Raw genomic sequence first — 15,389 nt, forward strand, 5'->3', positions numbered from 1 at the left:
TGCCCGTTCCCGTTCCCGTTCCCGTTCCCGTTCCCGTTCCCGTTCCCGTTCCCGTTCCCGTTCCCGTTCCCGTTCCCGTTCCCGTTCCCGTTCCCGTTCCCGTTGCCGTTCCCGTTCCCGTTCCCGTTCCCGTTGCCGTTCCCGTTCCCGTTCCCGTTCCCGTTCCCGTTCCCGTTCCCGTTGCCGTTCCCGTTCCCGTTGCCGTTCCCGTCGCCGTTCCCGTTGCCGTTCCCGTTGCCGTTCCCGTTGCCGTTCCCGTTGCCGTTCCCGTTGCCGTTCCCGTTGCCGTTGCCGTTCCCGTTGCCGTTCCCGTTGCCGTTCCCGTTGCCGTTCCCGTTCCCGTTGCCGTTGCCGTTGCCGTTGCCGTTCCCATTCCCGTTGCCGTTGCCGTTGCCGCTATTTCCATTACTTGCACTCTTCGAGTCGTCTGCCTTCCCAAGGCGGCCACCGTCAGGCGAGCCGGACGTCGCGGTGTTCTTACTGGAGTCCGCTGATTTTGCTTGTCCATTTAAGGTAGTCGCACCAACTGCCCGCACGCTGGCCACGGACGGCGCTACGGCGCTGATGGAAGGTTTTGATACGGCCCCGGCGACGGTCATTCCTTTCACTGCATCCACTGCGGCGCGTTGACCGGGACCAAGAGAAGAGCGTTGACCACTCGCGAATGAGCTAACCTGAACGAGACCTCTTGTCACAGAAACGCTAGCCGTCGTCTTGGTTACCGACACTCGAAACGCTGTGCCTTTTACGACGGCAGCAAGGTAGGGCGTCTGGACTGTGGTGTGAGGCCGGCTACGCTTTTCGATTTCGAGATCAAGCGTTCCTGTCTGCTGCCGAACCTCAGTGATTTTTTCAAAGAAACCGGATGTCGTGAAGCTCGCCAGAGTATTTGGCTGAAACGAAACTGTTTCCACCCCTCGAGACAGCTGAACTCTCCCCCTGGGGCCTGTCGAAACCCATGCCTTGTTTGGGATGACGTCTCCGACTTTTGCCCCGCGCCAGGTTTTCAAGTCCGTCGTGTAGTTTACCTGTATTGTCGTCTTGGTGACTTCCCACTCCGTTGACGCGGCAAAAGCAGATTTTTCCGTGGCAAACAGGAAGGTCAGAAGAATGAGTATGCGATGCATGTATGGGTCCCCCAGGCTTGAAGCAGGGAGCCACAGTTAGATTAACAGCTGCTGAATTAGCCGTTTCAGAGCTTCAGTAGACTTAACAAACCCCTTCGCAGTTGCCGCTCATCTTGTTTGGCCCCGGTTACCACATCGGATCACTCGTAAAAGGGCGGCTGAGACCTGTGGACCAGGGAAAAATCTTCCCAGAATTAAGTGCTGTAGGCATCCGCGCCCATCTTGTCTGGCGTGAGGTAGTACCGCTTGTCGAAGTAGACATCATCACGTCGGAGCAGGGTATTAATGCCTCAACCTCCAGCGTCTTGTTGCTTTCCGGTTGGTACGGCCGCTCTCTCGAAACCCTTCGTCCGGATGGCGATTGCCGCACATCGCAGCATAGCCGTCATTGTAGAGCTGGTCTGCTACGGACCCCAGACGATCAGCATCGGCTGCAGCGAGCCGAGCATGACGATGGTCGGTGCCTTCAGCTAAGGCGGCCACGACGATTGTATTCCGAGCGGAGACGTCGGTCAGTCGAAGTCCTGAAAGATCGTCGTGCAGCCACTGGGTGGAAACTGAATGTTCAAAGCTGGCTATGATCATGATGTTGAGCAGTGTCTGAAATATGGGAAGGTCATGGCATTGGAAATGCTGGATCGCTGTAGGCAGTTAGTTCGGAAGGATTGGCAGGCCGGTGTTTCCGATCGGTTCAGATCTCTCTGGCCGTTGAGCATGGGAATATGCGAAGATGGACATTAAAGTCGTATGGCCCTAATGTCTTTCTCACCGTTCGCAGACTGTTAGGGCGTGGACGGCTGGGAGATGATCCGCTCTTGCCCCAAGCAGGAGTGAATCCGTGTCTATCTCCATTGAAATCACTCCCGTCGAAATTGAAGCCTCGAAAGTCGCGACACACCTGTCAACGCTGAACAGGGCGATCGCAGCGATGGGACGCGCTTCGACCTTTGAGGACGTGGTGGAAACGCTGCGGGCGACCGCGCGGTTGCTGATCGGATGCGATGGCATCGCCATCATCCGTCGCGACGGCAATCTCTGCCATTACATCGAAGAAGATGCGATTGGACCTTTGTGGAAGGGCCACAAATTCCCTGCCTCGGCATGTATCAGCGGCTGGGCAATGATCCATCGGCAGACCGTGCTGGTCCCCGATGTCGTCAAAGACGACCGGATCCCCCACGAGCTCTATGCCGGCACATTCGTAAAGTCAGTTGCGATGGCGCCAGTCCTTGTCGAAAACCCGATCGGCGCCATCGGTGCTTATTGGTCAAGACCATATTCCCCGGCCGAGTGGGAAGTCGACGTGCTGGAAACGCTCGCAGGCGCCGCCGCCATCGCGATCGAAAAGACCCACGCAGTTTCGAGCGCCGCCAACACCCAGAAGCCGACTGTCTCCGATGGTGCTCAAGGGGCAAAAGACTTCTCCAAAGACATAGCGCGGGTCGCGGGCATTGCCGCAGTCCCGACGATCCTGGACGTCGTCCTACGCATGACGGGAATGGGCTTTGCTGCAGTCGCCAGGGTCACCGACGATCGATGGATCACCTGCCAATCCCTCGATCATGTCGGCTTCGGTCTGAGGCCCGGCGACGAACTACCGGTCCAAAGCACGCTCTGCGATGAAATCCGCGGCCATCGCCAACCGATCGTCTTCGACGATGCCGCCGAAGAACCTCTCTATCGCGACCACCATACGCCGCGGATCTATGGTCTGCGCAGCTATATCTCCGTGCCGATCATCCTGGCCAACGGGCAGTTTTTCGGGACGCTCTGCGCCATCGATCCTCATCCGGCCAAGGTCAATAATCCGCAGGTCATCGGCACTTTCAAACTGTTCGCTGAACTGATCGGCCATCACCTCTATTCAGACGAGCGCCTCAAGGCGACGGAACAGCAGCTCGAACGCGAGAAGGGCCTGTCCGAGCTGCGCGAGCAGTTCATTGCCGTTCTAGGCCATGACCTACGCAATCCCATTGCTGCGATCGACGCCGGCACTGCCCGCCTCCTGAAGGAAGGCTGGACGGCCCGCAGCCCGCTCGTCCTGAAACTCATGAAGGCCAGCATCTCGCGGATGATCGGGCTTGTCGACAATGTCATGGATCTGGCAAGAGCCCGGATGGGGGGGGGCATTACCCTCGATCTGGCAGAGGACGATCTTGGCCTCACCCTTCGCCATGTCGTCGAGGAACTGCAGTTGTCTCATCCGGATCGAGAGATCGCCGTTTCGCTCGATCTCCCGGCAGCACTTGCCATCGACAGGCTGCGGCTTGCGCAGCTGTTTTCCAACCTTGTGTCGAATGCCATCACCCATGGTGTAGAGACCGAGCCCGTCAGAGTTGTGGCTGGCGTGAATGGTCGGATGCTGGAAGTGTCCGTCGCCAACGGCGGGCAGCCCATTTCGCAAGAGACGATCGCAAAATTGTTCCAGCCATTCCGACGCGGTGAGCTGCGTCCGAGCATGCAGGGGCTGGGTCTTGGCCTGTTTATCGCCTCGGAAATCGCTGCGGCTCATGGCGGAACGATCGTTGTGAAGTCGGATGAGATCGGGACATGCTTCACCTTCCGCATGCCGCTGGTCGGTTGAGGCCTTAGCTGACCGCGGTGCGGTTCGCGTCAGGTCACTTCAGTAGCCTTGATGGCGGACTTCTTGTGAACACATTGGTGGGTAGAAGATTTCGTCGGCATTGCTGATGAGCGCTGATCGAATTCGCCGTTCGCAATGCTCTGTCGCCATCTGCCTTTACCACGGATGTACTGGCACTGATAAAGAGGCGACCGTGAGGAAGGTCGGTGCGATTTCGCCCCGGCCTTTTTTATGGTCGCGACGTCCAATCATCCGGATGGTGTCTCGGTAATTATTGTTTCGCGGTGGTTCGAGACCGACGGTTACTGGCCGTATCGGTTCAAGCCTTGCTACTCGCCGAGGCCAGTCAGTTCGCGATGCTTAGACATGGCAGCTTCCAGCGCCGAAAAGCCCAATATGATGGACGGCAGGAAGAATGCGCTGGTCTATGTCTCGGCAATCATCCAGGGGGACGATAGCGGTGCCCCGCCAGCGAGCCTTGTCTTGGCTGAATATGCAAATGCCGGCCGAGGTCCAGCCTGAACGTCGGGGACGCCGTTGCGTCGACCTTAGGATGACGACGGAGATTGGAAGACGTCAGTGTTACGTCGTGCGATTGCCACTGTTTTCCGTTGGATCGTAGTTCATATCGAAATCCTTCTCCTTCTTCTGGCCCGGCGGCGTCCGATTGACGGTTGCGTCTTCGGAACCCGTCACGACGGTCGGCTTAGCGCTGTGTACGCCAGTCGCGTGGGAATCTGCCTGCGGAGGCGCATACTGGCCCTTTGCATCATCCTTTGGCTTTGCCATTCACTTTCTCCTTTGTTTGAGGTTTCCGCATCATATGATCGGCTTGCCGCCGGCAACTGCGATCGTTGCTCCCGACACATAGCTCGAGAGGGGATCGGCCAGCATCACGTAAGCGGTGGCGAGTTCGGCGGGCTGGCAGGGCCGTTGCAGGGAAGGCGCGGGCAAGCAGCGCGTGGAGATAGGATGCCTCCAGCCCCGCATGGCCGGACGAATAGAAGACGACGCTCTCCCTCTCCAACCGTCACAGGGTCCTGCCGATCTTCTCGAACGCCTCATCGCATGTCACCTCCACATATCGATCGGTAGCATGATCGAAGCGCGTCGGGTGGGTGAGGCGGCCGGTCATTTCGAGATCGTGATCCTTCCAGGACCTCAATTCGGTCGCGCTATGCTTATTCCAGAAATCGGGCGTGCAGCGGGCATTGGTGAGCTGCCACATGGTCGCCTTCGCGCCGTTTTCGCAGAATTCAAAGGGATTAGTTCTTCGGCTTTGGCCAGGCGCAGGAGACGCACATGAACCCGCCCGGCTTATTCTGCCGCGCAAGCGTTTCCAGGAACGCTGCCGGCGGCTCGCTCTCACCATAAATGCGGGCGATCGATTTCAGCGATCCCCATCCCCCCGAAGGACCTTTGCCATCCGGGTTGTCGATATGATCTGTCATGGGATGGCTCCAAAGAAGTCTGACGTGGTGTTTGCGTTCGATCGCGGGGTGGACCGGCCAGGACCGAGATTTGTCGCGGGAGAAACATCCTGGCACCGACAACGTTCCGCGATGAGCCAAGCTTTCGGTCGCCCTGGGCGTGTCCTTTATGTGCTTCGAGAGCGGGAGTGAGTTGGGAACAATCTGATGACCACTCGGGTTACTGATGGGCCCGTCCCTGCGATCGACCGATCGCTGTCGACAAACTCCTTTGCATTGGAAGACCGATGACTGAACTTTGGGAATACCCTGTCGAGATCGCAACCGGCGCAGCCGGCGGTTCGAAATGCATCAGGAACACCCGAGAGGCCGTGGCGTCTTTGGCTCTCGACTTCCCCAAAGGCGGACCGGATGTAGGCACTGCTAAAAAAGTATGCCTCCGGGCGGTTTCTGGTGCTGTTCCTGGCGACAGCGCCGCTGCGGCTTTTAGAGTTGCCGCCAAAAGTGCGGGTCTACTTCGGGAGTAAGCCGCGACGGAATTCTCTCCGCCACTCACTGAAACCAATATCGGTGTCGTCAGTTCACCCTTTACCATCACGAGGGAGTAAGACGATGTCCGACAATAGCATCACCACAGTCCGCGCAATATTTGAAACGCGCGAGCCAGCAGATCTCGCCGTCGAGCATCTGGTCCAGAAGCATGGCATTCCTAGATCTGATATTTTCGTTCAGGCGGCAGGTGATGGAAACACGGCCGGTTCGGCGCCCTCTGGAGGGGACGTTTCATCTTCTGGCTATGTAAGAACGGATGCGCCGCTCGCAGGTGAAATTGAGATCTCAGTCGACATTGCAGCAGACCGGTTGGCCGCTATCCAGCGCAATATGGGTGACCTAGGGGCGATGAGGGTGTCGGGCCGGTGACGTCAATCGCCAGCGTTAGTTCAAGTCTTCGGATGCTCACTTGAAGTAGATAGTGAAGAGGTAGCACGAGTAATGAGTGACGCGGACGGATTTCAGACGACTTGGAGCAAATGGTCGCCCGCGCTGATACGGCCGGGGCGGCCCGCGACCGAAAGCGGCACTTTTCAGAAACTGACGTAGCTACAGGTCACTGAGTGCTTTCCATGAAAGCATGTAGTTACCTCCAACCTCCGAGTTTTGCCTACTCAGCTCCATGATCTTTCAGCCAGCCGGAAATTCCTGCCACTTCTCCCTCCCCTTTTTGCCAAGCACCGATTTGCCGCGACAAATGTCGCATGGGCCTTTCTCGCAGGGTCAAGGCGCCAGGCATTCGTCGCAAATGCCGCAGCCGTCTTCATCAATGGCGGAGTTCGGACGCTGACGACAACAGCAAAGGCAAATGGCCATCTCGTGTTCAGTGTTGTGCGCCGGAGGCAAAATCTCAATGTCGGCGTCCGAAAACATCTCGGTCATTCCATCATCCATCCCGATGCTCCCAAAGCGAAGATCGCCACTCGAGATAGGACCGGATTTCCAGCGAACAAGATGATTTCAGGGAGCTGGAAAAATTTTCGACCGGGTCTTGAACGACAAAATCTCAAAAAACCAAATCGGTCAACGCCGACGGCCCAATGAGGGGGTCGGCTGACCGAGTAGGCGGGTTTCCCCGCTACCTTCCATGTTGCTTTACGGAGGATATGGGTATGAGAACTGAACTTGATTTTGCCCCGCTCTATCGTTCGAGCATCGGCTTCGACCGCATGTTCAACCTGCTCAGCAATACGCAGCGCCTCAACGCAATCGAGACCTGGCCGGCCTATGACATTGTCAAGACCGGCGAAGACGACTACCGCGTCACGATGGGGGTGGCGGGCTTTGGCGAAGGTGACCTCAGGAGCGCAACGTCCTTGTAATCAAAGGCGGGGAAGCCGAGGAGCTCCAGGGCGAATATCTCCACCGGGGCATTTCCGGTCGTTCGTTCGAGCGGAAGTTCGAACTTGCGGATCACGTAAGGGTCGAAGGTGCTGATCTCAGGCACGGCCTGCTGACGATTAGCTTGAAGCGCGAGGTGCCGGAAGCGATGAAGCCCCGTAAGATCGAAATCGGCGTTGCACCGTCTAACGAACCGCTTCGCTTGGAAACCGACCGTCAGCTTGCCTGAGCGAGAAGGCGGCAGCCCACGAGGGCATTCGGTTGATAGGCGTCTGATCATGATCGGGTCACATCCGACCGAAAGTCTAATATCACCTACAGCTCCGCCAGCCTCATCGGCGCCAGCTTTCCCCTTTCATGCAGAGCAAAGAAGGAGGTTCCGATGTTACTCGCTCTGTTCGATAAACCGCTCTATGCGCAGCGTCGGTATTTCCTGCAAGAGATCACCGGGCTGGATGATGTGTTCGATTTCCTCGACGAGTGGCCACACGAGAAGCGCAACCTCGCTTATGACACGCTTGTCCTTTATTGCCGTGAGGCGGCAAACGGTCGCTGGCCAATCGACGCGGTTCGCGAGAACTTTCGAGTGTTTCTTAAGCAGAATGGCAAACTTGCCGAACTTGAGGACGTCCCACCGCGTCTCCGGCGCGACACCGGCGTCAAGATCGGCGGAATGCAAGTGCCGGCCTAGCTCCTTGGTGCCGCAATCAAACCGGCACCTTGATTATCATATCCTAAAACACACTATTGCGGTGAAGCTCCTGTCTATGGAGGAAAGATGGTAGCGGAGCCCTATACGGCCGACGATCCCGAAACCCGCCTGGCGCTATTCGATTTTGCCTTCGAGAACGCAGCGATCGGGATCTCCCTCGTCGATTTTGAGGGCCGCATCATTCGCGGCAATGCCCATCCAGAGGATATCGAGGCAGATCTGATCCTATTTAAGCAGGTTCTGCAAGGAAGGCGGGACGGCTACACGATGGAGAAGCGTTACCTGCGGCATTTCGGAGAGATTGTCCACGTCCTGATCCACGTGGCCGCGATGCGCGATGCTGAAGGGCGGGTCGTACGCTTCATATCGCAGATCGAGGACATCACCCGCCACAAGGACCATGAGCGTCAACTCGCCGAGCGCGCAGCGCAGCTTGAGCTGGCGCTTGAAGCCGTCCGTGGCGGCTTCTGGCAAAAGGATATCGTCACAGGCAAATGCGAGACCTCGGATCGACTGGCCCAGCTTATCGGTGGTCCGACGGCCGCGCGGCTAGACCTTGAGCGCTACGTCAACAGGGTCAAGGTAAACGACGGCGCTCAGGCTGATCTGACGCCGCTGATTGCCGGAAAGATCGATCAGAATGTTGCCGAGTATCGTCTCGACACAGTTCAGGGCGAACGCTGGATGCGCTGTGATCGGCGGCTTTTGCGCGACAGCGACGGTCGTCCAGTCAAGATCGCCGGAATGGCGATCGACTTTACGGAAGATCGACGCCGGATCGAGATGCCGGAGGAGACAGCGCGGACGGACGCGTTGACTGGGCTGCTGAACCGGCGTGGGCTGTCGATCGAGTTCGCAACTTTACATTCTGCCGATGGCTTTGCTGTACTGGCGCTCGACCTCGAGGGCTTCAAGGCGGTGAATGATGTTTATCGCCATGCCTCCTGCAAACCACCGCTGCACGCCTGACCTCCGCCGTCAGGTCCGCGCGAGCATCGGCGGAATCTGGACGGGCGAGAAGCGTGATATGTCCAATCTTCTCAAGTAAGCCGACCCGCTTCTTTACGATGCAAAGGCGGCCGGCAAGGATGTCGTCAGGTTTCAGTCGGCTTCCAGGGCGATGCGTTGACGTGGATCAGCATCTTCCCCCGCGCCGCCAAATGTCTCCGCTTGATTGGGCGTCGTTTCCAATGCGTGAGGCACAGACCTCGATCGCTGTGCTCGGCTGGCTGTAAGGTCGTTGTATCGAGACCTGAGCTCTGACATCTCGTACTCGCCGCTGATCCAGAGGTCGACCAAGGCCAGAAATTCGGGGTCACTGTCGATAGGCATTCCCCGCAACAGTGCCTTGGTGCGCACCCGATCAAAAATCGTTCGCCGTCTGTCGCTGTCGATCGCCAACCTACATCTCCGGTGGTGTTGAAAGCGTCTAGAGGAAGACCGAGAGACCTTCAGTATTGACGACATGGATGAACTCTTCCCATGCCTCATGGGCAGAAGCAAAAGATTCATTCCATTCGGTGAGCTGGTCTTCTAGGCTGGTAACCTCCATCCGCCATTCATCACTGCCTGAAGGGCGGAAGATTTCCACACCGACGGTGATGCCGCCTTCAGTGTAGCGGCCGGAGAGTTCTGAGCGTTCGCATCGCGGCTGATGTTGGTTCATTGGGTCACTGAAAAAGTTGGCGCTTAACCAATAATATGGTTTGCGTGCGAGCTTGCAAGATGGAAGGAGGTCTAGGCTGAGCTAGGCCGTCTCAGCGCGGCAGTATTCGACGTATCGCGGGTTCGTATTGGCTCAAGAGCGAAGGAGCGCACGGCGGCGGCTACGTCTGTCGGCACCAAATCTCGGGGCCCGTGCGTTGTTATCCAGGTCCAGAGAAAACAGCGACTAGCAAGAGGCCAACCAATTACACACACCACCTGCTGCGCGCGTCTCGACGTCGTGCTCCCGGGCAGCCCTCGCTTAGCCGCGACTTTATGAACGAGAGCTGCTGAGAGAAAGAACCTGAAGTCTAGTGCCGGCGCGGGGAAGGGACGCATCTTTGAATAACCGTGATACCAGGCGCGGTCGTGATCCTTGCCTCTCGTCAATGAGGAGATATGACAGCCTCTTAATCTCGATTGTGATCACGCCAGCATTGTCACTGCGCCGGTATTTGGCCAGGCCTATCCTGAGGAAGCCATTCTCAACCGCCCAGGCGGCTATCATATCCGCGTTCATAAAGGTCCTGCCATAAGAGATCAAAACGCAGACTTCTCAATCGCGCTCGAGCAAATCGCTCTGCAACTGCAGAGGTACCGCATCTCTCAAACCGTGACCTAGCGAAATCCGTGTCGCCTCGCAGTTCTCGCTCTGCTGTTGCGAGAAAGACTCGCTACTCATGGGCCATTTCGCAAACCGAAGACACACTTGCTCCTCATCGACATCCGCCTGGCTGACGTGAGGGGTATCAGGCATTAACGACCGATCTCGTTCCTCGCGATGACGCGGATAAGAACGGTGGAGTAGGAGGCTCTGCTATAAAATCATGCTAAGTGCTTGCCGACATCAGGCGACAAGCTGTGCGCATCGAAAGGACCGGTAATGAGCTGGAAGACTCGCAAATTCGAATATGTGAATGGTTACAAGGTCGTCGAAACCGACGGTCCGACGTTCAGGGTCTATGATGGGTCCGACCAGGTCGGCGAAGATTTTCCATATTCCGGTGAGGCCGCGGCCTATGCCAAATCTCTGCCCCCGCGCGACACGCCGATATCAAGAAATCTTGGATGACGTTTCTAATCCCAGAACCTGCTACGGCGGGAACGACGTCTGGCCTATTCTTCAAATAGTGGTTCGAGGGCTCTCGCCGGAGAAACCGTTGATGACAGCGGCGCGACCGCGCGTCTACTGCTGGTCTGAATTACGCATCATACCCTGCCGATAATCTTCGGTGTCCTGCGCGTGTTCTGACGAAGAATCATTGGTCAGGACAATTTCGATGGCGCGATATGCTTCGAGAAGTGCGGTAAAAGTGCCAGGCGTCTCAAGTGCGCCGCCAGCCTGGTCGAAGTTTTGTTCGATTATATCTGAAATCTTCGCCACGACTTGGGCCTTGGCAGCTTTCAGTTTGTCTTCACGATCCATGGTACACCCTCATAGCCTGCCTAATTGCCTTGATGTCCTTTTGCCAGAGCCGGCAGAAGGCGACAAGGTTGTGAAGAAGGTGTCACTCTCAGCTTTGACCTGCCGCAGGTACGCGCATCCAAGCTTCAACGTAAAAGAGCGGTTGCTCCCATCCAACGCCCTGCATCGCCCTTGACGCGGGGCACAACCTCAAAGACAACCGCAACCAATGGGCGTCAGTCTCGGCATCCCGAAATTAAGAGTTGACGTGATGCCCGGCGGTCCCTATATTTACTTTATCGATCTTTTGCTTGCCGAGCTTTGTCTACCGCGCGATTGGCACCGCGCTCTAAGCGAGATTCTCTTTCAAAAATAGTCGGTTTTTATCTGCGTGGCACCCGCTCCGCAGTCCATCACTCTATGCTTTGAAAGGGTTCATCATGACCGCTGGCACAGTAAAATGGTTTAATTCCACCAAGTGCTTCGGCTTCATCCAGCCTGACAACGGCGGCGCTGACGCCTTCGTTCATATCTCGGCTGTCGAGCGCGCAGGAATGCGCGAACTCGTCGAAGGCCAGAAGATCGGCTTCGAACTCGAGCGCGACATGAAGTCGGGTAAGATGTCGGCCTGCAATCTGCAGTCCGCTTGATCGATATCGGCTTCCCTTTGACCACGGATGTACTGGCACTGCCGGAAGCAATTATCAATTTGAGGCCAGGCGGTTCGCCTGGCCTTTTTCATTTCGGCTTATAGCCAGATCGACGACAAATGACAGAGACATACAGTAAATCTCGACAACAGGCTGAGACTGCCTTCGGCAATCTTCAGATGGAGTTCTTCGTCAAGAACAATGCGGCGGAAGAGCTCGCATCGATGGCTCAGGCTCGCGACGCCAAGACTATCAGGCTGCGCGAAGCGCGCCTCGCCAAGGAACTCGCTGACAGAGCATTTGCAACATCCGCGCTGCTCGCCAAGCGATCGAAGTCCAGCTGATCATCCCAAACGCTAAATCAGGATAAAGATTTGAGACACGCCAGAAACAACGAACTCACCGATCGACGCTCGGCTGCTTCAGACGCCAAAGCTGCTCTTCTCACTGCCTACCGCGCAGCAAAGACGGCGGCCGAGCCGTCACGATCCGCCAGACAGGCCGAGCGGATCTCCCTTGTTGAAGCTCGCGAGGCCCGCCGTGCAGAGCGGGAACGATTGAAGCACGAGGAACAGACCCGGATCGTCACCCTTGCCGCTCAAAAACAGGCAGCTATCGAGGCGGCCGAAGGGGCCGAGATCGAGGCGCGAAATTCGGCCGAAAATGCCCGGATCTCGCGTGTCGTTGAAGACGAGGCCGCGCGCAAAGCTGAGCGCGACCGACGCTACGCGGCCCGCAAGTCCCGCCAGGCTTAGGCCCGTATGATGGCGGAACTATCCGTCTGCCGATCCAGCTATGCGCCCCTCACTCGAGGCGCGCCCGTCATTCAGTCATAACACCTAAGGACCGCGATCATGGAAACGGCCACCAAAGACCTGCAAGCGATCAATACGGCTTGGCAGATTGCGATCCAGGAAATTCTGCGCATGGTCAAACGCACATGTACTATGGGGGCGGGGAAGCTGCGTTCAACGCCCACGTCAAGCGAATCGAGGAAGCTGCCGTCGACAGCATCCAGGCAGACTTGAGGCTCCGCGGCACCAGCGAGTTGACCGAGACGCTGGTCGAGGAAAGATGCTGAACGACCTCGACCTGTCCTCTCCGAAGGTCCTTATGCAAATGTCACGAGTTCTATCTCCGGGTTAAGCGTTGCCTGCCGTCATCCCGCGCCTCATGGCTCTATAAGTGAATCCAGAGTAATAGTGCTGGCGCCGACAATCATCACTGCTGGCGATGTTCGGGCGCAAAATGACCGCACCAGTCATTCGCCGCAACGACTGGCCACAATCCGCGCTCGTTGGCATCCGGCTGGGTGACCGGAGGGTTGAACCGACAGAGGCCGCCGTCATCGGTATGCTCTCTTTCGGTCCCTTGATTTTCCAAGAAAGCGCAGTCGTTACAGGCCGCATGATCGCAATGAATATCCATGTTTTATCTCCTTCGTTTCGATAACTATGAAGACAGTGGCTAATGGCCATCAATGCGAAAAAGATCCGTCGCGTACGGCAGGAACGCGATCGCGTCGACATCGTTATAGGTCACGCAGCGCGCGTCGTGCTGCAGGAGCCCCGAATGCGTAAACGCGTTGCCATCGTCGGATCTGGACCGACGGCCTTGTTTGCTCTCCAGACCCTCATCACCTGCAGCCAGTCTCTAAACATCGTTATCTTCGAATCCGCGGAAGTGGCCGGGAAAGGAACTCCCTACCAGCGCGGCATCAATGCTCCGACGATGCTGTCGAATATTCCCAGCATCGAGATTCCGTCGTTGCCCACGACGCTTGTTGAGTGGCTATCGTCCCAATCAAACGGGTATCTGACTGAAGCCGGAATCCCGCGAGAGGAGATTTCTGATCGCGCCTTCTACCCACGCGTCGTGATCGGTGATTATTTCCGCGCCCAATTCGATGAACTTATTGTCCGTGGCACGGCGGCAAGACATGCCATCGAAGTTCGAGAAAATTGCACCGTAAGTGACGTCATCCCGGTCGGCCCAGCCTTTGATATCGAGATCGAAGGTGGCGCTCCCCGTGAGAGCTTTGATTATGTCATCGTTGCGACGGGTCATAGCTTTGCGCAGCACCCCGAGACATCGCCGGGCTACTTCGACGCGCCGTGGCCGGCTACTGCTTTGGAAACTATCTCGAGTGGCAAGATCGGTATCCTCGGCACCTCGCTGAGTGCTATTGACGCTGTGGTGACCCTGGCGGCATCTTTTGGTCGGTTCAATCGCAAGGGAGATGGCAATCTGGTCTACACCGGCCAAGGCACCGATAATCGTCTTCATATCACGATGATGTCCCGCAAGGGTCTGCTCCCCGAGGCTGATTTCTATTTCCCGATACCCTACGAACAGCCAAAAATATGCACTGCCGCAGTTGTCGAAGAACGCATCATTCTGGGCAGCAGTGGTCTGTTGGACGACGTGTTCGACCTGTTTAAGGCAGAACTCGCGATGGCCGATCCGGACTACGCCGAGCGCATCAAGCTGGACGAGTTAACCGCCGACACCTTCGCCGCTGCCTATTATGGGGTGAGGGACAGGCGCGAGCCGTTCGAATGGGCTGCGACAAATCTGACGGAAGCGAAGCGAAACTACGCTTCCAAGCATACGGTTGCCTGGCGCTACGCCATCCTGATCACCCATGAGATCATCGAAAGCGCCGTCAGCTATTTCACGGCGGACGATCTTGCGCGCTTCAATCGCTCGTTCAAAGGCGTTTTTGCCGACGACTACGCCACGGTACCCCACTTATCGATTGAAAGGCTCCTCGCGCTTCATCGTGCCGGCTATTTGGAAATCGTCGCTCTTGGCGATCGAGCGGATGTCTCGGCCGAGGGTCTTGACCGGGGCGCGCGGGTGACGTGCGAGTTCGGCGCCATGGTGTTCGACACCTTTATCGATGCCACAGGACAAAAAGTCCTTTCGGCGGACGACCTTCCTTTTGCCGCGCTGAAGGATGCCGGCCTCATCTCTCCGGCCTTGACGGTAACCCCGCGCGGGGGACGTCTACGCACTGGTGGCATCTCTGTGGACGACCAGTGCCGACCTCTCGTCGCTGGCGTACGGCCTGTCCGGCGGCTGTACACCCCGGCGGTTTCTTATCTACTGCACAAGAGGCCGTTTGTGCAGGGCATCACCAGTGCGGCGGAACTCGGAGAAACTGTTGCCTCGTCGATCATTGCCGACTTGGCAAGGCCGCTGCGAAGTCGCAAAGCGCGACGGTCCCGCCAGAAGCAAGACCCGGCGCCGGCTGCGGCGAAAGAATTTACGTGAGTCTGCAAGGGCGGAAATCGGCCAGTAGGTCGCACGCTCACTCTGCCTTAGGGTCCGCGAACGAACCCAGGACCGCGAGCGAGGCTGAACTGCGGCATTTGTCAAAGTTCACAGGCTCAGACATCTGCGTAAGTCGGCCTTGTTGTCGTTTAGGCGGGAGATCGGTTGACTTTCTGTCCGCGGAGCTTCCAGCACAATCTGTGCTACCACGATTTTCATTTCCCTCTCTGCTCCAAGGCTTGGGTTTGGTTTCCGCGAGAGGTCCAGAATTCGTTTTCCTCTCGAGGGGTCAAGGCCGCCAGGCATTCTTCACGAATACCGCAGCCGTCCTCGTCCATGGAGGAGTTCGGACGCTGGCGAAAGCAGCAAATGCAAATGGCCCCTCCCAGTTCGAGTGGTGGGGTCCGGAGGCAAAATCTCAATGTCGGCGTCCGAAAACAGCTTGCTCATTTCATTAACCATCCCGATGCTCCCGAAGCGAAGATCGCGACTCGAAATTGTACCGGATTTCCGGCGAACAAGATGGCTTCTGGGAGCTGGAAAAATTTTCGATCGGGGTCTTGAACGACAAAATCTCAAAAACCAAATCGGTCAACGCCGACGGCCCA

The 15,389-nt window shown here is 57.2% G+C and carries 22 protein-coding genes and 5 pseudogenes; 14 read left to right on the top strand and 13 right to left on the bottom strand.

Translation table 11 applies throughout. The annotated features are described in order from the left end of the window. On the top strand, positions 1-494 hold a 494-nt coding region (locus GGE33_RS27890; protein ID WP_343062702.1), incomplete at its 5' end, for a hypothetical protein. A gap of 195 nt (positions 495-689) precedes the next feature. On the opposite strand, the pseudogene GGE33_RS27895 reads toward GGE33_RS27890, so the two are convergent. The 3 genes and pseudogenes from GGE33_RS27895 to GGE33_RS27410 all read right to left on the bottom strand — a co-directional run. Continuing rightward, a pseudogene (locus GGE33_RS27895) lies at positions 690-1,127 on the bottom strand (FecR domain-containing protein); the annotation flags it as partial. Between the two features lie 200 nt (positions 1,128-1,327). Continuing rightward, a pseudogene (locus GGE33_RS27650) lies at positions 1,328-1,446 on the bottom strand (non-homologous end joining protein Ku); the annotation flags it as partial. Then, entirely contained in the window at positions 1,410-1,712 is a 303-nt protein-coding gene (locus tag GGE33_RS27410) for a hypothetical protein (RefSeq protein WP_210303969.1), read from the bottom strand. The pseudogene GGE33_RS27650 and the gene GGE33_RS27410, both read right to left, overlap by 37 nt. 253 nt (positions 1,713-1,965) lie before the next feature. On the opposite strand from GGE33_RS27410, the gene GGE33_RS26840 reads away from it, so the two are divergent. Further along, the gene (locus GGE33_RS26840) at positions 1,966-3,711 is read left to right on the top strand and encodes a sensor histidine kinase (RefSeq protein WP_343062703.1); all 1,746 of its coding nucleotides are present in this window, start codon (positions 1,966-1,968) and stop codon (positions 3,709-3,711) included. A 366-nt stretch (positions 3,712-4,077) separates the two neighbouring features. Beyond that, positions 4,078-4,233 carry a hypothetical protein gene (locus tag GGE33_RS26845; RefSeq protein WP_183830429.1) on the top strand — a complete coding sequence of 52 codons (156 nt, stop codon included), beginning with the start codon at positions 4,078-4,080 and terminating at the stop codon, positions 4,231-4,233. 60 nt (positions 4,234-4,293) lie between these two features. On the opposite strand, the gene GGE33_RS26850 is transcribed toward GGE33_RS26845, so the two are convergent. From GGE33_RS26850 to GGE33_RS28090, 4 genes and pseudogenes are all read right to left on the bottom strand, one after another. After that, entirely contained in the window at positions 4,294-4,500 is a 207-nt protein-coding gene (locus GGE33_RS26850) for a hypothetical protein (RefSeq protein ID WP_183830432.1), read from the bottom strand. 30 nt (positions 4,501-4,530) lie between these two features. Then, a pseudogene (locus GGE33_RS26855) lies at positions 4,531-4,650 on the bottom strand (NAD(P)-dependent oxidoreductase); the annotation flags it as partial. Between the two features lie 91 nt (positions 4,651-4,741). Continuing rightward, complete coding sequence (locus GGE33_RS28085) at positions 4,742-4,939, bottom strand: hypothetical protein (protein WP_394353704.1); 198 nt, start codon at positions 4,937-4,939, stop codon at positions 4,742-4,744. Between the two features lie 37 nt (positions 4,940-4,976). Continuing rightward, positions 4,977-5,162: a hypothetical protein gene (locus GGE33_RS28090; protein ID WP_183830436.1), complete on the bottom strand. Its 186-nt coding sequence runs from the start codon at positions 5,160-5,162 to the stop codon at positions 4,977-4,979. 266 nt (positions 5,163-5,428) lie between these two features. Here GGE33_RS28090 and GGE33_RS26870 point away from each other — a divergent pair, with 266 nt between their 5' ends. Together GGE33_RS26870 and GGE33_RS26875 are read left to right on the top strand one after the other, a co-directional pair. Further along, on the top strand, positions 5,429-5,668 hold the full coding sequence (locus GGE33_RS26870) for a DUF982 domain-containing protein (protein ID WP_183830439.1): 240 nt from the start codon (positions 5,429-5,431) through the stop codon (positions 5,666-5,668). Between the two features lie 85 nt (positions 5,669-5,753). Next, positions 5,754-6,062: a hypothetical protein gene (locus GGE33_RS26875; protein WP_183830442.1), complete on the top strand. Its 309-nt coding sequence runs from the start codon at positions 5,754-5,756 to the stop codon at positions 6,060-6,062. Between the two features lie 354 nt (positions 6,063-6,416). On the opposite strand, the gene GGE33_RS26880 is transcribed toward GGE33_RS26875, so the two are convergent. Next, the gene (locus GGE33_RS26880) at positions 6,417-6,587 is read right to left on the bottom strand and encodes a hypothetical protein (RefSeq protein ID WP_183830445.1); all 171 of its coding nucleotides are present in this window, start codon (positions 6,585-6,587) and stop codon (positions 6,417-6,419) included. A 218-nt stretch (positions 6,588-6,805) separates the two neighbouring features. On the opposite strand from GGE33_RS26880, the pseudogene GGE33_RS26885 reads away from it, so the two are divergent. From GGE33_RS26885 to GGE33_RS26895, 3 genes and pseudogenes are all read left to right on the top strand, one after another. Then, a pseudogene (locus GGE33_RS26885) lies at positions 6,806-7,263 on the top strand (Hsp20 family protein). A 153-nt stretch (positions 7,264-7,416) separates the two neighbouring features. Further along, complete coding sequence (locus tag GGE33_RS26890) at positions 7,417-7,725, top strand: DUF982 domain-containing protein (protein ID WP_183830448.1); 309 nt, start codon at positions 7,417-7,419, stop codon at positions 7,723-7,725. A gap of 87 nt (positions 7,726-7,812) precedes the next feature. Then, a complete protein-coding gene (locus GGE33_RS26895) occupies positions 7,813-8,715 on the top strand; it encodes a PAS domain S-box protein (RefSeq protein WP_183830451.1) in 903 nt (300 codons plus the stop codon). A gap of 132 nt (positions 8,716-8,847) precedes the next feature. Here GGE33_RS26895 and GGE33_RS26900 read toward each other — a convergent pair whose 3' ends face one another. From GGE33_RS26900 to GGE33_RS27660, 3 genes are all read right to left on the bottom strand, one after another. Continuing rightward, on the bottom strand, positions 8,848-9,147 hold the full coding sequence (locus GGE33_RS26900) for a hypothetical protein (protein WP_183830454.1): 300 nt from the start codon (positions 9,145-9,147) through the stop codon (positions 8,848-8,850). A 28-nt stretch (positions 9,148-9,175) separates the two neighbouring features. Next, entirely contained in the window at positions 9,176-9,412 is a 237-nt protein-coding gene (locus GGE33_RS26905) for a hypothetical protein (protein ID WP_183830457.1), read from the bottom strand. Positions 9,413-9,724: 312 nt separating this feature from the next. Then, on the bottom strand, positions 9,725-9,970 hold the full coding sequence (locus GGE33_RS27660) for a hypothetical protein (protein ID WP_246436506.1): 246 nt from the start codon (positions 9,968-9,970) through the stop codon (positions 9,725-9,727). Positions 9,971-10,333: 363 nt separating this feature from the next. Here GGE33_RS27660 and GGE33_RS26910 point away from each other — a divergent pair, with 363 nt between their 5' ends. Beyond that, entirely contained in the window at positions 10,334-10,522 is a 189-nt protein-coding gene (locus GGE33_RS26910) for a hypothetical protein (protein WP_183830460.1), read from the top strand. 114 nt (positions 10,523-10,636) lie between these two features. Here the strand turns inward: GGE33_RS26910 and GGE33_RS26915 are convergent, their stop codons facing one another. Continuing rightward, the gene (locus GGE33_RS26915) at positions 10,637-10,876 is read right to left on the bottom strand and encodes a hypothetical protein (protein WP_183830463.1); all 240 of its coding nucleotides are present in this window, start codon (positions 10,874-10,876) and stop codon (positions 10,637-10,639) included. A gap of 419 nt (positions 10,877-11,295) precedes the next feature. On the opposite strand from GGE33_RS26915, the gene GGE33_RS26920 reads away from it, so the two are divergent. From GGE33_RS26920 to GGE33_RS27415, 4 genes and pseudogenes are all read left to right on the top strand, one after another. Beyond that, a complete protein-coding gene (locus GGE33_RS26920) occupies positions 11,296-11,505 on the top strand; it encodes a cold-shock protein (RefSeq protein ID WP_183830465.1) in 210 nt (69 codons plus the stop codon). Positions 11,506-11,624: 119 nt separating this feature from the next. Beyond that, a complete protein-coding gene (locus GGE33_RS26925; protein WP_183830467.1) occupies positions 11,625-11,849 on the top strand; it encodes a hypothetical protein in 225 nt (74 codons plus the stop codon). A gap of 30 nt (positions 11,850-11,879) precedes the next feature. Further along, positions 11,880-12,260: a DUF6481 family protein gene (locus tag GGE33_RS26930; protein WP_183830469.1), complete on the top strand. Its 381-nt coding sequence runs from the start codon at positions 11,880-11,882 to the stop codon at positions 12,258-12,260. A gap of 99 nt (positions 12,261-12,359) precedes the next feature. After that, positions 12,360-12,586 (top strand): annotated as a pseudogene (locus tag GGE33_RS27415) (hypothetical protein). A gap of 140 nt (positions 12,587-12,726) precedes the next feature. On the opposite strand, the gene GGE33_RS26935 reads toward GGE33_RS27415, so the two are convergent. Continuing rightward, positions 12,727-12,933, bottom strand: a complete 207-nt coding sequence (locus GGE33_RS26935; protein ID WP_183830471.1) for a hypothetical protein — start codon at positions 12,931-12,933, stop codon at positions 12,727-12,729. A gap of 42 nt (positions 12,934-12,975) precedes the next feature. On the opposite strand from GGE33_RS26935, the gene GGE33_RS26940 reads away from it, so the two are divergent. After that, complete coding sequence (locus GGE33_RS26940; protein WP_183830473.1) at positions 12,976-14,781, top strand: FAD/NAD(P)-binding protein; 1,806 nt, start codon at positions 12,976-12,978, stop codon at positions 14,779-14,781. Positions 14,782-15,389: the final 608 nt, after the last annotated feature.

The sequence above is a fragment of the Aliirhizobium cellulosilyticum genome, from assembly GCF_014198105.1.
Taxonomy (GTDB): Bacteria; Pseudomonadota; Alphaproteobacteria; order Rhizobiales; family Rhizobiaceae; genus Neorhizobium; species Neorhizobium cellulosilyticum.

Coding starts and splice junctions, on each gene's coding strand:
- GGE33_RS27660 (WP_246436506.1), bottom strand. CDS start 9,970: ATGAACGCGGATATGATAGCCGCCTGGGCGGTTGAGAATGGCTTCCTC.
- GGE33_RS26880 (WP_183830445.1), bottom strand. CDS start 6,587: ATGGATGATGGAATGACCGAGATGTTTTCGGACGCCGACATTGAGATT.
- GGE33_RS26895 (WP_183830451.1), top strand. CDS start 7,813: ATGGTAGCGGAGCCCTATACGGCCGACGATCCCGAAACCCGCCTGGCG.
- GGE33_RS26870 (WP_183830439.1), top strand. CDS start 5,429: ATGACTGAACTTTGGGAATACCCTGTCGAGATCGCAACCGGCGCAGCC.
- GGE33_RS26890 (WP_183830448.1), top strand. CDS start 7,417: ATGTTACTCGCTCTGTTCGATAAACCGCTCTATGCGCAGCGTCGGTAT.
- GGE33_RS26920 (WP_183830465.1), top strand. CDS start 11,296: ATGACCGCTGGCACAGTAAAATGGTTTAATTCCACCAAGTGCTTCGGC.
- GGE33_RS26875 (WP_183830442.1), top strand. CDS start 5,754: ATGTCCGACAATAGCATCACCACAGTCCGCGCAATATTTGAAACGCGC.
- GGE33_RS28085 (WP_394353704.1), bottom strand. CDS start 4,939: ATGTGGCAGCTCACCAATGCCCGCTGCACGCCCGATTTCTGGAATAAG.
- GGE33_RS28090 (WP_183830436.1), bottom strand. CDS start 5,162: ATGACAGATCATATCGACAACCCGGATGGCAAAGGTCCTTCGGGGGGA.
- GGE33_RS26925 (WP_183830467.1), top strand. CDS start 11,625: ATGACAGAGACATACAGTAAATCTCGACAACAGGCTGAGACTGCCTTC.
- GGE33_RS26850 (WP_183830432.1), bottom strand. CDS start 4,500: ATGGCAAAGCCAAAGGATGATGCAAAGGGCCAGTATGCGCCTCCGCAG.
- GGE33_RS26905 (WP_183830457.1), bottom strand. CDS start 9,412: ATGAACCAACATCAGCCGCGATGCGAACGCTCAGAACTCTCCGGCCGC.
- GGE33_RS26935 (WP_183830471.1), bottom strand. CDS start 12,933: ATGGATATTCATTGCGATCATGCGGCCTGTAACGACTGCGCTTTCTTG.
- GGE33_RS27410 (WP_210303969.1), bottom strand. CDS start 1,712: ATGATCATAGCCAGCTTTGAACATTCAGTTTCCACCCAGTGGCTGCAC.
- GGE33_RS26915 (WP_183830463.1), bottom strand. CDS start 10,876: ATGGATCGTGAAGACAAACTGAAAGCTGCCAAGGCCCAAGTCGTGGCG.
- GGE33_RS26940 (WP_183830473.1), top strand. CDS start 12,976: ATGGCCATCAATGCGAAAAAGATCCGTCGCGTACGGCAGGAACGCGAT.
- GGE33_RS26910 (WP_183830460.1), top strand. CDS start 10,334: ATGAGCTGGAAGACTCGCAAATTCGAATATGTGAATGGTTACAAGGTC.
- GGE33_RS26845 (WP_183830429.1), top strand. CDS start 4,078: ATGGCAGCTTCCAGCGCCGAAAAGCCCAATATGATGGACGGCAGGAAG.